The organism is Glaciecola sp. G7-5, assembly GCF_055808975.1.
In genome coordinates this window covers 4,840,845-4,856,473 of the sequence record NZ_CM147892.1, presented here as the reverse complement: position 1 = coordinate 4,856,473, position 15,629 = coordinate 4,840,845, and the positions used below count along the sequence as shown (strand labels likewise).

Here is a 15,629-nt window from a genome sequence, read left to right as displayed (position 1 = left end):
TTTACACATACAACTTCCCGTGGGACACAGAAGTGTCCCCATGGCATTTGATTATTGATGGTGATTTTAATTTAGAATCACCCGCAGGAGAAAAGAATGACAACTATTGTTTCAGTTCGCAGGGGCAATCAAGTGGTAGTTGCCGGTGACGGACAAGTATCGCTAGGCAATACAGTTATGAAAGGTAATGCGCGCAAAGTACGCCGTTTATATCACAATAAGGTACTCGCTGGCTTTGCCGGCGGCACTGCCGATGCGTTTACCCTGTTTGAACGTTTTGAAAGTAAGCTTGAGATTCACCAAGGACATTTGACTAAAGCCGCAGTAGAACTAGCCAAAGATTGGCGAACAGATCGCGCCTTAAGGCGGCTTGAAGCCTTGCTGGCAGTCGCTGATCATACCGCTTCTTTGATTATTACGGGGAATGGAGACGTTATCCAACCCGAAGATGATCTTATCGCGATAGGCTCGGGCGGTCCGTTCGCTCAGGCTGCTGCTACTGCTTTGCTGAATAATACTGAATTAGGGGCCAAGGATATTGCCGAAAAAGCACTGTCAATCGCTGGCAATATTTGTGTGTTTACCAACGGTAATCAAACCATTGAAACCCTCGATTATTAGTCTTGCCCTTTAAGCCTGAAAGGAACCATTTATGTCTGAGATGACACCAAGAGAAATTGTACACGCCCTTGATAAGCATATTATTGGGCAGGCCGATGCCAAACGAGCGGTCTCTATCGCACTTCGTAATCGCTGGCGACGTATGCAGTTAGAACCAGAACTTCGTCAAGAAGTCACACCTAAGAATATTTTAATGATAGGGCCAACAGGTGTAGGTAAAACCGAAATTGCGCGTCGGCTTGCTAAAATGGCTAATGCGCCGTTTATTAAAGTCGAAGCAACTAAATTTACCGAAGTGGGCTATGTTGGAAAAGAAGTCGAAACTATTATTCGAGATCTGGCCGATATTGCCGTGAAAATGACCAAAGAAAGTGCTGCAAAGAAAGTTAAGTTTCGTGCGGAAGAAGCGGCTGAAGAGCGTATTTTAGATATTCTTATTCCGCCAGCTGAGAATTCATTTGGTGACAAAACACCCCCCGAAGATAAAGGTACTCGCCAAGTTTTCCGTAAAAAGTTACGCGAAGGTAGCCTTGATGACAAAGAAATTGAAATTGATGTGTCATTGCCGCAGGTAGGTGTTGAGATCATGGCGCCCCCAGGTATGGAAGAAATGACCAATCAGTTGCAGGGTATGTTTCAAAACCTATCGGGTGACAAAAAGAAGAAGAAAAAGCTAAAGATTAAAGACGCCTTTAAACTTTTAGTTGAAGAAGAGTCTGCGAAGCTAATTAATCATGAAGACTTGAAAGAAGACGCGATTGAGTCTTTAGAACAAAATGGCATTGTCTTTTTAGACGAAATTGACAAGATTTGTAAACGCGAGGGTAACAGTGGCGGTGATGTTTCTCGCGAAGGCGTGCAACGTGACTTGTTGCCTCTAGTTGAGGGCTCAACCGTGTCAACAAAACATGGCATGGTTAAAACTGACCATATCTTGTTTATTGCGTCGGGAGCGTTTCAAATGGCAAAACCATCTGATCTTATCCCTGAGCTACAAGGGCGCTTGCCAATTAGGGTTGAGTTATCTGCCTTAACGACTGATGATTTTGTGCGTATATTAACTGAACCGAATGCGTCACTTACTGAACAATATAAAGCCTTGTTGGCTACCGAGGGTGTTAATGTCACCTTTGATGAGTCGGGTATTAGGCGTATTGCTGAAGCCGCGTGGCAGGTTAATGAAAAAACTGAGAACATTGGTGCACGTCGCTTGCACACCGTACTAGAGCGTTTGATGGAAGAAATTTCTTTTGACGCATCTGACAAATCAGGCGAGTCGGTGACTATCGATGCGGCCTATGTGAACGACCATTTACAAGCCTTAGTCGATAATGAAGACTTATCACGTTTCATCTTGTAAATGAGAAACGATATCTGATACAAAACCCGATGCTGCCTAGTGCTTACATCGGGTTTTTTTATTGGTAGTGCAGTTCTATATTCGAAAGCTAAAAGGCGTATTGTGCTTTCACATACACAAGCGCATCTACTTTGTCGTCAACATCGGTGAACGTGCGCTTTGCCACTGACGCGCCCGCTTTGATTAACCAATTGCCAATAGGTTTTTGATAAAAGCCTGACACTTCAACGACTTTCTCACTATCTGAGCGCGTTAACACGGGTGAAGGCTTAATCTTGTCTTTATTCAGATCTGCGCTTCTTAAATAAAGCTCCATCACATCGCCATTTTTAAAGCGGAAATTAGTCCCTAAGGTAACTTGTTTGGCATCACTATCAAAGGTACTTCCAAGGGTGCGCCCGTATGTTCTATAGCCATCTTCGTACTGGTCATGTTCGTAGTAACAGTTAAAAGAGTTATCGCTTGCGCCGCAAGCAATGTTTGTATCGCTAGTTTCTAAAAATATTTTTGCACCTTGCCAATAGGTCGAAATACCAAACATGTTCGCGTTATCAGTGACACGGTATGTATCAATTGCGTCTTCGCCGACGCGCTGTGCATAAAGTGTAACGGGGCGATCAAATACCTCAAACGAGTAACTTACATCGACGCCAGCAATATGGTTGCCTAGTTTGGTATCTAGTGATGAGTCGCAGCTTTCGCTTCCGTCGGCACAAATAGGATTAAAGGTAACAATATCTAGAAAATCGCTAAAGCTTTCACTTACACCCTCACCACCCCACATAGCTACCCATGACGCACCAATTTCTAGTCCTTTAAAGGGCCGAGCGCTAAAGCGGTTCATAAATAATTTGGCGTCAGGTATGTCGCGATGTTTTTCTAACTGCCCCAATTGTGTGGTGAAATACCATGGGCCAAGCCAGCTTAGCCAAGGGCTTTCAGATTGTGTGTTGACCGAACGAGACAAGGCTAAGGCCTTCACCGGCCTCGTATTATTACTCATAATTAAACTAGACGATTGTGCAGGTCCCCACCATTGGTCAATAGAGCCAATGCGCAAATTCCAGTCACCAAATTGATATGCGAGAAAACTATTATCGTAGTAACGATTGCTATCATCATCGTCGGTATACGAAACTTGAACTTGCCCAGACCAGCGACCGAAATAAAATTCGCTCGATACCGAGATTTTCGCAGTGTCTTCAACACCATCATCGAGACTTCTAAATCGGACATCATCACTTGCCGCTTGAAGGGTAACAAAGCGCCGGCTCTGTTGTTGTTTGTTAAGATAGAGATAATGGTTCAAACGAAGGTAAGCTTGCTGAGGTCGAAATGACATCCCCTCGGGTGATAGCTCAGATAAACTTGCCGCCACGCCTTTCCAAGGCAACGGGTAAGTCGTTACGGCCCCATCTAAATATCCCCATTCAGCTAAGGTTTGTAAATCATAGTGAAGTTGTTTGTCTTGGGTGCCTACATATGCTGAGGCGATGACTTGCGAACTTAGCAGAGCACTGCAACAAAAAAAAGCAATGACGAGGATGAGACGACTATGGAACATTTTTTTCCTTGAAAAATATAAGCAAAGCTACGGGATCAAATAATGGTCTGAGGCTAAAGAATTAACGTTATGTAATTATATAGCAAATGCCGCATAGATTGCATACCTTTACAAAAATAAACTCAAGTTTCGGAGTGCTTTATTTAGATACACTGCAAGGAAAAAGCAGGAAAAGCTATGCGAACATCAAATCAACAATTGCTCGGTCTATTTCAACCCCGAGCATTTGTTGGGCCCCTACAAATAAAGGTGCAGGATTTGCTTCTAAAAAATACAAGGTCCCACATGGTGCAAGTCGCCAATCTATTGCGGTGTATTGCATATGAAACCCACGCATAATTCTGATAGCAAGCTGTTGCTGCAATATAGGCAAGTCGAAAGGAATTAAACTTACTTTATGTGCTCCTCTGTAGTCGGCAGAATTTGCATTTTCGTTTGTCTCATAGTGCGCAATTACTTTCGCTGAGACTATAAACTGACCTACAATATAGCTGCGGATGTCTTCTCCTGGAATAAAGCTTTGTAGTGTATATGGATAGCAAGTATGGCTTTGTAATTCGCTATAGCTTTTTATTGTTCTTGGAACGCGTTTGGTAAGGCCCCCTGCAAACACCGGCTTAACAATTGTATTGGGATGCTCTTTTAAAAAATTCATCGAGGCTTTTGGACAGTTTCCCACATAAGTGGCGGGTATATTGGCACCTAAGCTTTTCGCCAATGATAGTTGCTTTGGTTTTTGTCTGTGAAATTGAATGGCTTTAAAAGAGTTGAGCCAATTTAGCTGTGTCTCTGAAAACAATAATTGCAATAAGCAAGCGATGTCTATGTTTGGGTTAGTAAGCACATCGTCTAGAATCCTTGCTGGCCGGTTGTGTCTATCGTCTTGTGATGGCTTTATTGATACTGGTTCAACACTCGCCCAATAAACACCACTGACTTGTGAAATCGCTATTTTGTGCCCCTGAATTATTAAAAATAACTCGCTATTGTTAGGCGTAAACTCGATATTGACCATGCTAGCGAGTTGGCTTGTATCAATAATGATAGCCGCATGTCCTTGGCGTTCAATTTCACGAAAAATAAACTGAACTTCGTGTGACAATTGGTGGCCCAAGATAAGCCCTATTTTGGGTGTGTTGTGCATGCTGTTGTCCAAATTTTTTTGCGAGCGTAGAAGCAAGAAAAGCGAAAAGGCCTAAAAGTAGACCTTTTCATGCTTGCAAACGTAGTTATTCGGCAAGTTGGAAAATGCCGCCATGCTCTTTTAAAGCTTGGGTAATATAAGGAATATTAGGCTTATTCTCTTCTAAACTGATGTGCTTAGGTATGCTGGTTAGGGAGCTAGGTAATTTAAAGCCCCCACTGACTTGCTTTGTTTCAAATAAAGATAATTGTGTTGTTTGAGTGTTCATAGTAACTCTCCATAGTGGTTATTGAATGAAAGTGTTAAAATGTGCGATTCAAACAACAAGTGATTGAATTACACATCCTTGTGCGTTGTACTGCGTCCTTGCAGTGATGATTATACTAACGAAGGATTGTCTTTTGCGTAACTGATCAAAAGACTGGAAAAACAATTGAAAGGAAAATAGTGGGTTTGTATACGCGAAAATGGCTGGGTTTTGTACTGTTGTTAATTGTCTCGTTTGGCAGCCGAGCTATCGATATTACTGTCAATGGTGTCGATTCAGGAGCTATTGAAGACAATATCAAATTATATGTGAAACAGGCAGGCTCTCCTGTGTCAGAATTTGATGTAGATGACTTTGAACAAGCCGTTCTTAAAAAAGTCGAAAAAGCGATCCAAGCCTTTGGCTACTATAACGCCAATATAGAAATATTGCCTATTGAATATAAAGCGGGTGGTGATTTTGAGATTGTTTTAAATATAGAGCTTAAACAAATAACTATTGTCAATCGCGTTATCATTCAAGCCGATTACATGTCGGCTGCGCCTGCACAAACAAAGGTCATTCCACTTAAACTATTAGAAGTGATCGAGCAAGTTAAGGCAATGCAAGGCAAAGCCTTAGATCATAGTCGTTATGAAGCGCTTAAAGGGCAGCTCAGTACTTTTGCGCTTCTTTATGGTTATTTCGACTTCAAATTTTTATTGCACAAGTTACTCATCATTCCTACCGAAGATGAAAACGTAAGCGGCGCCACGGTACATTGGCTGTTTAATTTGGGTGAGCGTTACAAATTTGGCAACATAGAGTTTTTACAAGAAACTCGCGGCCACGAAATCGCTAGCAAAGTAAAAACCTTTAAACAAGGCGAGTATTTTGATCAGTCTAAGATAGGTCAATATTCTATTGATTTGGCGACAACGGGTTACTTTGAAAATGCGATTGCACGCGCCAATGCAACCAAAGCTGTTGACAAGATGGTGCCCATTGAGCTCATTTTGAAACCCAAACCTAAAGACCTCTATCAATTTGGAGTGGGCTTTTCGACCGATACTAAAGCCCGCGTGAGCTTTGATTGGGAGCGTCCATGGGTAAACCTAGATGGCCATTCTTTAGGTGCAAATGTTTATGTCTCAAATCCTCGAAAGTCTGTGAGCCTTGACTATAGGATCCCTAAAGCAAACCCCTTAAATGACTTTTTAAATTATAGGGTGAGCGTAAAACAAACCGAAGAATACCAAACGAAAAGTGACAACGTGGGCTTTGAAGTATTACGCCAATGGGGCGCAGAACAAGAAGACGGCTGGGATAAAATTGGCTTTTTGAAAATAGAACAAGAATCCTTTATTCAAGGCTTGCAAGAAGAACAAACGACGCGTTTAGTTATGCCTGGTTTTACGTTTAATCGCACACGCAAAGATGGTGATATTTTTGTGAATTGGGGTGACCGTCAACAACTAACCGTGCAAGCAGCAAGTAAAAGTGCACTTTCAGATATCGACTTCTTTAAAATATTGGCAAAAACCAAATGGATTCGCCAGTACAACAAACATCGATTTACCTTCAGAGCCGATGCTGGTGCTATTGCGACTAACGACTTCTCTCGAGTTCCTTCTACCCAGCGCTTTTTTGCCGGTGGAGACCAAAGTATTCGAGGCTTCGGCTTTAATGAAGTATCAGAATTTGAGGACGTGCTTATTGATGATGAAATAGTACGTGAATTTATTGGAGGTAAGTATTTGGCCGTCGTTAGTGTCGAATATGCTTATAACGTAACGGAGAATTGGCGAGCTGCTTTTTTTGTTGATGCCGGTAGCGCGAATAACAAATTTGCAAGTGATATCGCAACTGGTATAGGTATAGGTGCACATTGGCTTTCACCCATCGGAAATGTGCAGATGTATATTGCACGAGGCGATGCAAGCTTCGATGAAGACTTTCAATTCCATATAATCATCGGGCCGGGACTATAATGATGAATGTATCTAGCCTAAGCAAATACGCTGCCTACATTTTTCTAGGCATTTTAGCATTTTTACTTGCTGTCATCCTATTGCTACTTTCACCTGTAGGCGTGGGCACTATGGTGAGCTTGGCAAACGACCAAGAAGGCGTGTTAATTGAAAACGCATCTGGCAGTTTTTATTCAGAAGTGACCCTTGGCAAAGTTAGCTTTACTAATGAACAAATTGAGATTAGCGGCGAGTTGTTAAAACTCGATATCGGGCTTAATTGTATCTTTGCTGGTGAAGCTTGTATCGATAACTTTAGTGCACGAAACCTCGATATAGTGCTAAAAGAAAATAACGTTGAAAGCGAAGCCTCAGAACCTATCAGCGAATATATAGAGCTACCACTGGCCGCTTACTTACATAAATTCTCTATTCAACGTTTACAGGTGTTTAGCCAAAAAATAGCGTCGGAAAAAGTACTGTTAACTAAGTTAGAAAAAATACAGACGAGTTTGTCGATGCATAAAAACTTGCTCATAAATGAGTTTAGCGTCAACGATATAAGCATCATTGCGGCAAACGAGGATGGCAACACTCAACAAAATACGCCTCAGGAGAAAGTCCCCACCGAAGATTGGATTGAGATGCTGAAAAGTGCCAAATATGAGCCTGTTATTTTGCCCGAGGTATTTATCCCCATCAATGCTGACATAAATAATGTGTCGTTTAAAAAAGTGTGCGTTGAGCAAACGACGCCACTTTGCTTATTAAACACGCAAATGAATGCAACAATAAATAAGCAAAAAATAACATTTAATGCAAAGACACAGGCCGAAAATCAACTGCTATCTGCTGTTGACTTAAAAGCAAAGCTAAATCTTGCTGAGAATTTTAGTCATGACATTAATATTAGCGTGTTACCAAACACAAAACTTACGGTAAGCAATGCTCAAGGGCTTAAGCTGTCGTTAGTCGGCAGCCTAACTAGCACCCGCTTAGCTGTAAATTCACCTAAAGTACCAGAGCCAATAATTAGTCTAACTTCTGATGTCGATATTGGTGATGACCAGCTCCCTGTGGACATTAACTTAAGCGCAAAGAATTATCAGCAAATAACGAATGCTTGGTTGCCTCAAACGGCCATACCGGTGTCGGCAGTGAATGCGCTGATAAAAGGAAATGTTGATGGCTACCAGCTTAGCAGCTCTTTAAAGGTCGATAATGAACAAGCCGGGGAACTTAAGCTTGTTGCTGACATCTCCTTAAACGATAAATATATAAAGGTAAAAGAGCTTAAAAGTAGCGGTGATATAGGCGAACTAAGCGCGAGCCTAGAAGCAAAACTCAGCCAGTTTGAAGGTAAGGATGGTGTCGCTGTTTTAACTAACATCGCTTTTAACAAGCTTCAGCTTAAGCCACTATTGCCTAATTTTGACACTAATTTACAGGGCAACATTAACTTAGCTGCCAGTGTTACTGCGACTAAATTATGGGGACAGCTCAATTGCAAAAATGTTGAGGGTAGTTTTCAAGGCTATGATTTATCCATGCTTTGTGATGTTGTCATTAGCAAATCTGGTTTAGTGGATGTGAACGCTCTTGATTTACATCAGGGGAAAAATCATGTAACCACTAAGGGCACATTTGAGCTGCCGTATGGTATTAACACGAGCGAGCTAGGAGCCGCAGAAATTGCAAACACCCAGTGGATTGAAAAAACAAAGGCAGCCTTAACGCTTAATATCGACCTAGCTGATATGAGTAGTTTGTATCCTAAGGCAAAGGGCACCGTAATCGGCCAAATTGATATAGAAGGCAATGTAGATAAACCCAATCTAGTGGCTAATATCGATATAAATAATCTTCTATTTGATGAGCTTAGGCTAAAAAATGCGAAAGTGGAGTTGTTTTTAGATATCGCTAAAGATTGGCAAACTAAGGTAAGAATCGCCCTTAGCAAAATTGCGCAAGAAGCCTTACTCGCTGAACAAGTTGATATTGAAATTGACGGCAACTTATCAGCGCATACGCTGAGTGTAGATTTAACCCATCCAGACTATTCAACCAGCCAAAAGCTAAGCGGTGAAGCGATAGTCAATGAAAAAGACTGGCGCTGGCTAGGTCAGTGGGATAGTGGTGTTTTTGCTTCAGCCTTTGACAGTTTTGTACTTGAAAAACCGACAGCGATTCGTGTGAATCAAAACAGAGCCAGCATAAGGTCTCATTGTTGGCTGTCGTCTACAATGTCTGGCCAAAGCGATGTGAGCGGACAAATTAGCACATCAACAGACCAGAGCAATAAAACCTTATGCTTCGAACAAATACAATATTCAGAGGCACTCAGTGAAGTTAATGCTAAGCTAAACTACAATTTAAAAATTCCGCTTTTACACTACTTGCCGGATTTAATTAAACCAGGTAGCAGCCTGCCACTAAGTACCGATATTGAACTGCTATATTCAGCCGAAAAAGGAATTCAAGTCGACACCTATAGTCTTATGACGCAAGCTAATATTACGACATCGAAGCATAAAATAGAATTACAAGCACTAGTGGCCAATTCGTCGCTTGTTGACCAAATACTAAAAACCAACCTATTTGCAGGAACTAATGCTACAGGAGCGATAGGCCTGAGTTCTAAACTGAATCTTGATCCTGAAAACCGAAGCCATAAAGGCCAACTGCGAATAGAAAACTTCATCCTTTCTCCGTTGCAGCGCTTTATTCCCAGTGTTGAAAAACTCAATGGTGCAGTCGTAGGAAATATTATGTTTGACGGCCCTTTAGTCGAGCCAGAACTTAACGGTGAACTACAAATTTCTGATGTTGAGTTGGTGCTTGATAACTACCCTTACCCCATCACCAACTTTAATCAAAATATTACTATTGTTGATACAAAAGCAAGTATTGAGGGTGAATTTGAGTTAGGCGCAGGCACGGCTGATTATTCGGGTACACTTATTTTATTTGATGAAGATAAGCCCTTTAGCTTTGAAGGTGAAATAAATGGTGCCGGCATGCAACTTGCCTTTGCAGAAAATGAATTATTGGCCTCACCTTCTCTCAAAATTGCGCTTGATCCAGGTAATTTTAGTTTAAAAGGCGAAGTCACTATTCCAAATGCGCAAATAAAAATAGAAGAGTTACCTGAAAGTGCAAAATCGCCTAGCAACGATACCATTGTTATTGGAAAACCGCCTGAACCACCTTTGTTACCTATTGGTCTAGATATTGATATTCGTATTTTGTTAGACCCACCTAAGCTTAAACGCGTGACGATTAACGCATTAGATTTAAAAGCCAGTTTAGGAGGGGACATCAATGTACAAGTGCGTCAAACAAAAGATCCTGTTTCAGGTGAGTTTTCACCGCTAGAGACTTATGTTTATGGTTCAGTTAATGTCTTAAGTGGAAGTTATGAGGCTTATGGTCAAAATCTTCAAATTCAAAAAGGATCTATTTTCTTTAACGGTGCGCCGAGTTTGCCGCAGTTTGATATTACAGCGGTACGTAATCCGCTAAACACGGCTGACAATGTAGTGGCGGGAATACGTGTGAGTGGTAATCCCGTTATCCCGAAAGTGGAGCTTTTTTCACAACCCACCATGACTCAAGCTAGACAGCTGTCGTATTTATTGCAAGGAACCGATATTAATGGCGGTGAAGGTCAAGATCAGGATGTGATGTTGGTCAATATGCTGGTCAATTTTGGTGTGGGAAATAGTGAAAATGGCGTCAATCGCTTTGGCAAAAGCTTAGGCTTTGATTCACTTAATTTACAGACCGCGGGACAAGGGGCAAATACCCAAGTGCAATTGACAGGAAGACTTTCTGACAATATCCAAGTGACTTATGGTGTGGGTTTGTTTGACCAAGCCAGTGAAGTTATTTTACGTTATCAACTTTTACCACAAATGTACTTAGAAGCTAAAAGTGGCGCCACAAGTGCGGTTGATGTGTTTTATGAATGGACGCGGGGCGAATAGTTAAAACCGCAGCAAAGAAGTGTTGATTTTAACCTTAATAATCGACTAGTCCTTGTGTCCGAGCAATTCGCGATAATACTTCGCGACTAAGGCGTGTCGATTTCGAATGTCAAGTTTGCGGTAAATGTTGGCGCAGTGGAACTTGACTGTGCGCTCGCTTATGAACAAGTCACAGGCTATGAGTTTATTGGGCAAACCATCCATAATTTTCATAGCAATTTGCTTTTCCCTGTTTGATAGTATTTCTATATTACTCATCATAATATTTTTCCTTTTACGCTTAATTTGCGTGTTGTTGAAAGTAAAGGCGGCTAGTTTGCCGCGGGCGGTGATCCAAGGGCAGAACTGATTTGACTTAAGCCTGCCTTTGATAAGCTGTACACTTTATTCGCCGTAGCGATAGTGTGTGGTCGATGTGCAACCATAATAATTGTGCTATTGATTGTTTTTAAATTGGCGCATACCTTTGCCTCTGTGCCTACATCTAGATGGCTAGTCGCTTCATCTAGTATTAGTAAGTCGGGGTCTTGGTATAAAGCTCTTGCCAATAGAATTCTTTGTTTTTGGCCGCCGCTTAAGCTGTCCCCCATGTCGCCAATAAGGGTTTGGTATTGCATCGTCATTGCCATAATATCGTTGTCGATACAGGCAACTTGGGCGACTTCAATAACCTTTTGTATATCGATGTTTTGCGCAAATTGGGTGATGTTTTCTACTATGCTGCCACTCAGTAGTTGGTCATCTTGCATGACGGCGGCAATTTTGTGATATTGCCTGCTTTGCAAGGTAAATCGCGATTGGTTAAGTGAAATGTGCCCTTTGCTTGGTTCAAGCAAACCAAGCAGAACATAAAAGAAGTGAGGTTTTACCACAACCACTAGCCCCAATAATGGCAATAAAGTCGCCCGCACTAACTTCTAAGTTGATATTTTCGAATAAATAAGCCTGTTTGTTGTGGTAGCGAAAACACACCTTGTGCAAACTCAGTTGAGCGGCTTGGCTTTCTTTGCGTGCTTTACTAAAGGTAGTTTGGCCGGCTAATGCAAGCCTGTTGGAGCTATCGACAGATATTTCTGGAGCATGGTGCACAATGTCTTCGATACGCGCCAAATGCACATTGAGTATCTTGTATTCGATCCATTTTTCGATAAGGCTCGCAGAGGAGCCAACAAAGCGGTTTTTATAACTAATAAACGCAAACAGCATACCTAAGCTAAACTCATTGGCCATAACCAATGTTGCACCAAGATAGATAATAATTATATTCTCAGCGCCAAATAATAACTTGTTAGCGATTGAGAAGCTGATATTCCACTGCCCTAAACGTATGTTCTGATTCAGATTCTTGACAAATAAGTTGAGCCATTTAGCTTGGGTTTGAGCACCTGTGTTGGCTAGTTTAATGGTGCGTGCTGCTCGAATAGACTGCATGAAGTAGCTTTGTTGTTCAGCATCGCTGTGTAATAGTTGTTGGTTGAGTTGTTTTACTGGATGAAACAAACACCAGCGCCCAATGCTATATAAAATAACAACCGCCACCACAACAGCGGCCAATAAGGGAGAGTAGACAAACAACAGCACTAGCGTGCTGACACTTAACAGACCATCGATAAGGGCGCTAACAAGGCCTTGGGTAAGCGTATCGCGCACAGCTTGCAGAGAACTAAAACGACTTACAATATCGCCCATGTGACGGCGCTGAAAGTAAGCCAGTGGCAAACTCATCAAATGCGCCAATACACTGCTTGAAATATGAAGGTTAAAGGCATGTGAGAAGCGCAGCAATACCACTTCACGAAGCCATTGGGTAGTGCTTTCAACAAGCAACAACAAGCTAAAACCAATGGCTAGTACTAGCAGCAATGATTCGCTTGACGTATGCAGGACTTTATCGACTACGGTTTGCATATAAAAAGGCGTCGCTAACGCGAAAGCTTGAATCAGCAGTGACAAAGCGAGTAAAAAACTAAGTTGCCGCTTTATACCTTTCACGGGCTTCACAAAATCCCAAAGCGATAAGGTTTTTGATTTATCAAGTTGGCGAAAAGTTTGGTTAGGTTGGAGTTCTAATGCGACACCGGTAAAACTTGCACTGACGACAGACCAAGTGAGCTTGCGTTCGCCAACAGCAGGGTCGCTAATATATACATAGCGTTCGCTTACTTTTGTAAGTACTACATAATGAGAAAAGTCCCAATGCAATATAGCCGGACGTTGCAACTGTGCTAAATCTTCTAATTCGAGCTTTAAAGCTCGTGACGATAGCCCTAGCAGTTGAGCATAGTCAATTAAGTGATTCATGCTCATACCTTGCTGACTCGCCGGCATCATGTTGCGCAATTGCCTGAGTAAAAGATGCTTACCAAAATAGCTGCTCACCATGCAAAGGCAGGCAAGGCCGCACTCACTTGCTTCAGCTTGCATTACCATAGGGACTTTTTTCGCCACGAAAAGCGTAATTTTGAAAACCACTGTGTATTTAAGGGCAGGGCACTGCTGCTCGCGCTATTCATAGGGTAGCTTCTCTTCTAGCGAAAACCGGACGGACAAGCTCAAATAGGGGCGCTAACAACCATCTTAGAATTGTCGTTTCTTGCTTGTTAACCGATGCACTGATTGCCATGCCTGAGCGCAGGGAAATTTCATCCTTACTTGAGCTTGGAGGAGTGTAGTCAATGTCGATATTGACAAGGTAAAGCGCCTGATTGGCAGCTATCGTAAGGCCGTTAATGTCCCGCGGTGCAATCACTTGTTCAGAGATGTGTGACACGACTCCCTGCAAACTGCCGTATTTTTGATAAGCGAAACCTGCCACTTTGATGTTTACATGCTGATCTTTTCGTAAGAAAGCAACTTGGTGGGAAGGGATTGCTAATTGCACATAGTATTGTGGCTTAGATGGCGCTATTTGTGTTATCACCTGATTAAAGGCAACGGCTTTTCCTTGGGCAACTTGTAGGTTGTCGATAATGCCACTGCTAGGGGCGGTTACCGTCATTTGTGTATCATTGATTAGGGCGTCTAGTTGTTGTTGTGTCTTAATATTTAGTAAATCCATTTCGTGGCTAATTTGTTTTTGTTGCTGTTTATTGGCAAACAATTGTTGCTGCAATTCGTTGCGCTGAGTCTGTATATTTTGCCTGTTCATAAAAAGCTCAAAGTCTTGCTGATGCAATGACAGCATTTGCAGCTCACTTTGTTCTACTTGTATAAGCGAGATGAGACCGCGTGCTAGTAATTCTTTAAGTGACTGCCAGCGTTGTTTGGCAATCTTTAGTTGTCCTTGATGTTTTTCTTGATGCTGCGAAATTTGCGTGATTTGCTCATCGCTTTGAATTTGACGCCGCAATATTGCTTGGGCTGCCAACTTTAGGGTGTCTTGTTTTTGTTGTAACACTGCATGTTGATGGCTTTGCTCTTGGCGTATTCGCGTTTCTTGTTCTTTTATTCCTTTGCTGCCAAGTGCCTCTCCTTTGGAGCGAGCTAGTATGGCGATAGTGTCTCCTTGTTTAACTTTGCTTCCATTAGTAACCAGTAGGGTTTTTACAATTCCAGCCGACTCTTGGCTTCGTAAATCTATGTTTGGTTTTGTCGTGCGCACCCAACCTTGTACATCGATTGTTTCAAAAAAAGCTTGGGTGCTAATAAACACGAGCCCACCAACAGCAAATAGAGCACTCAGAAAGAATAGGCCAAGGTGGCTAAACTGCGGTAATAAAGTGACTTTTCCATATTGCTGCATAAAACTTGCGTCGATTGCAGCTTGCCTAAAGATTGATTTGCTTTTGGGCTTTTCTTCATTGTTGTCCATTCTCATCGTCCTTTTATTCGCATTTTATGAGGCAATTTGCACGCCCTTGCTGTTGAAGATTGAGCACAAGCCTAGAATTTAAAATTCGAAAAAGCTGTCAAAATAAAGACAAAAAAGCGCTATTTTCTAATCTTGCAAAAAATGTCCTATTTTTATGGCTGAACTTTTGTTTAGGTAAAACAGTAGTCATTCTGCCTGTGTGGATTATGCTTATTTGGGCTATGGTGGCGCATGAGTTTTTGATGAAATACTTTGGAGCAAGCAATGAACATCAACAATGATTTTTCTAAACCTGCAGTCGTTCACAGCGAATCCATGGCATGGGTAGATGCACCGATGGCAGGTGTTAGCCGCCGCCCTTTAGACCGGGTGGGTGACGAGGTTGCCAGAACGACATCTGTCGTGAGATATGCGCCAGGCAGTTACTCTAAAAGAGGTGTTTTACTGGGCTAGCGCATTAGACCCGAGCTCAGCTTGTGTTTTGCACATACGCATAAATAGCGTTACTATCTGCCAGATTGATGACCTTAAATTTGGCGATTGATGACCTATCTTTTTGTAAAACACTTACACATTTCCTTGGCCATTGCGAGCATTTGCTTTTTTTGTCTGCGTTTCGCTTGGGCAGTGACTGATGATAAGTTGCTAAGCAAAAAATGGGTAAAAATAGCGCCACATGTCATCGATACTTGCTTGCTAAGCGCTGCACTATACCTTTTGTTTAGTTTACAGCTATCACTTTTGGAAAATCCGTGGTTAATCGCAAAGATAACGGCATTGATTGTGTATATTGGTTTAGGAAGCTTTGCTATTAAGCGGGGAAAAACCGCTAAGGTAAAAGCGATAACAGGTGTCCTCGCCATACTTACCTATGTCTTTATGATTAATGTGGCTATTTCTCGCCAGCCTTTCATCTTTTTCTAAAA

12 protein-coding genes and 1 pseudogene are annotated in these 15,629 nt (G+C 42.0%); 6 read left to right on the top strand and 7 right to left on the bottom strand.

Annotated elements, in window-relative coordinates:
• Positions 1–96 precede the first annotated feature (96 nt).
• Complete coding sequence (hslV, locus tag AC0L6H_RS21295; protein ID WP_473391417.1) at positions 97–621, top strand: ATP-dependent protease subunit HslV; 525 nt, start codon at positions 97–99, stop codon at positions 619–621.
• 31 nt (positions 622–652) lie between these two features.
• Positions 653–1,981 carry an HslU--HslV peptidase ATPase subunit gene (gene hslU, locus AC0L6H_RS21290; protein WP_473391416.1) on the top strand — a complete coding sequence of 443 codons (1,329 nt, stop codon included), beginning with the start codon at positions 653–655 and terminating at the stop codon, positions 1,979–1,981.
• Positions 1,982–2,069: 88 nt separating this feature from the next.
• On the opposite strand, the gene AC0L6H_RS21285 is transcribed toward hslU, so the two are convergent.
• The 3 genes from AC0L6H_RS21285 to AC0L6H_RS21275 all read right to left on the bottom strand — a co-directional run bounded on the left by AC0L6H_RS21285 (position 2,070) and on the right by AC0L6H_RS21275 (position 4,957).
• A complete protein-coding gene (locus AC0L6H_RS21285; protein WP_473391415.1) occupies positions 2,070–3,545 on the bottom strand; it encodes a capsule assembly Wzi family protein in 1,476 nt (491 codons plus the stop codon).
• A 175-nt stretch (positions 3,546–3,720) separates the two neighbouring features.
• Positions 3,721–4,689 (bottom strand): ATP-grasp domain-containing protein, encoded by a 969-nt coding sequence (locus AC0L6H_RS21280; protein ID WP_473391414.1) that lies wholly within the window; start codon positions 4,687–4,689, stop codon positions 3,721–3,723.
• Positions 4,690–4,774: 85 nt separating this feature from the next.
• Positions 4,775–4,957 (bottom strand): hypothetical protein, encoded by a 183-nt coding sequence (locus AC0L6H_RS21275; RefSeq protein WP_473391413.1) that lies wholly within the window; start codon positions 4,955–4,957, stop codon positions 4,775–4,777.
• A 179-nt stretch (positions 4,958–5,136) separates the two neighbouring features.
• Here AC0L6H_RS21275 and AC0L6H_RS21270 point away from each other — a divergent pair, with 179 nt between their 5' ends.
• Complete coding sequence (locus AC0L6H_RS21270) at positions 5,137–6,927, top strand: autotransporter assembly complex protein TamA (protein WP_473391412.1); 1,791 nt, start codon at positions 5,137–5,139, stop codon at positions 6,925–6,927.
• Positions 6,927–10,892, top strand: a complete 3,966-nt coding sequence (locus AC0L6H_RS21265) for a translocation/assembly module TamB domain-containing protein (protein WP_473391410.1) — start codon at positions 6,927–6,929, stop codon at positions 10,890–10,892. The genes AC0L6H_RS21270 and AC0L6H_RS21265 overlap by 1 nt, the downstream gene beginning before the upstream one ends.
• A gap of 45 nt (positions 10,893–10,937) precedes the next feature.
• On the opposite strand, the gene AC0L6H_RS21260 is transcribed toward AC0L6H_RS21265, so the two are convergent.
• The 4 genes from AC0L6H_RS21260 to AC0L6H_RS21245 all read right to left on the bottom strand — a co-directional run bounded on the left by AC0L6H_RS21260 (position 10,938) and on the right by AC0L6H_RS21245 (position 14,703).
• The gene (locus AC0L6H_RS21260; RefSeq protein WP_473394614.1) at positions 10,938–11,150 is read right to left on the bottom strand and encodes a response regulator transcription factor; all 213 of its coding nucleotides are present in this window, start codon (positions 11,148–11,150) and stop codon (positions 10,938–10,940) included.
• 53 nt (positions 11,151–11,203) lie between these two features.
• Positions 11,204–11,764, bottom strand: a complete 561-nt coding sequence (locus AC0L6H_RS21255) for an ATP-binding cassette domain-containing protein (RefSeq protein WP_473391409.1) — start codon at positions 11,762–11,764, stop codon at positions 11,204–11,206.
• Positions 11,721–13,340, bottom strand: a complete 1,620-nt coding sequence (locus AC0L6H_RS21250) for a peptidase domain-containing ABC transporter (RefSeq protein WP_473391407.1) — start codon at positions 13,338–13,340, stop codon at positions 11,721–11,723. Before AC0L6H_RS21250 ends, AC0L6H_RS21255 begins: the two co-directional genes overlap by 44 nt.
• A 61-nt stretch (positions 13,341–13,401) precedes the next feature.
• Positions 13,402–14,703 carry an HlyD family secretion protein gene (locus tag AC0L6H_RS21245; RefSeq protein ID WP_473391406.1) on the bottom strand — a complete coding sequence of 434 codons (1,302 nt, stop codon included), beginning with the start codon at positions 14,701–14,703 and terminating at the stop codon, positions 13,402–13,404.
• A gap of 264 nt (positions 14,704–14,967) precedes the next feature.
• On the opposite strand from AC0L6H_RS21245, the pseudogene AC0L6H_RS21240 reads away from it, so the two are divergent.
• Positions 14,968–15,126 (top strand): annotated as a pseudogene (locus AC0L6H_RS21240) (cupin domain-containing protein); the annotation flags it as partial.
• A gap of 120 nt (positions 15,127–15,246) precedes the next feature.
• A complete protein-coding gene (locus AC0L6H_RS21235; protein WP_473391405.1) occupies positions 15,247–15,627 on the top strand; it encodes a SirB2 family protein in 381 nt (126 codons plus the stop codon).
• The last annotated feature ends 2 nt before the right edge of the window (positions 15,628–15,629 follow it).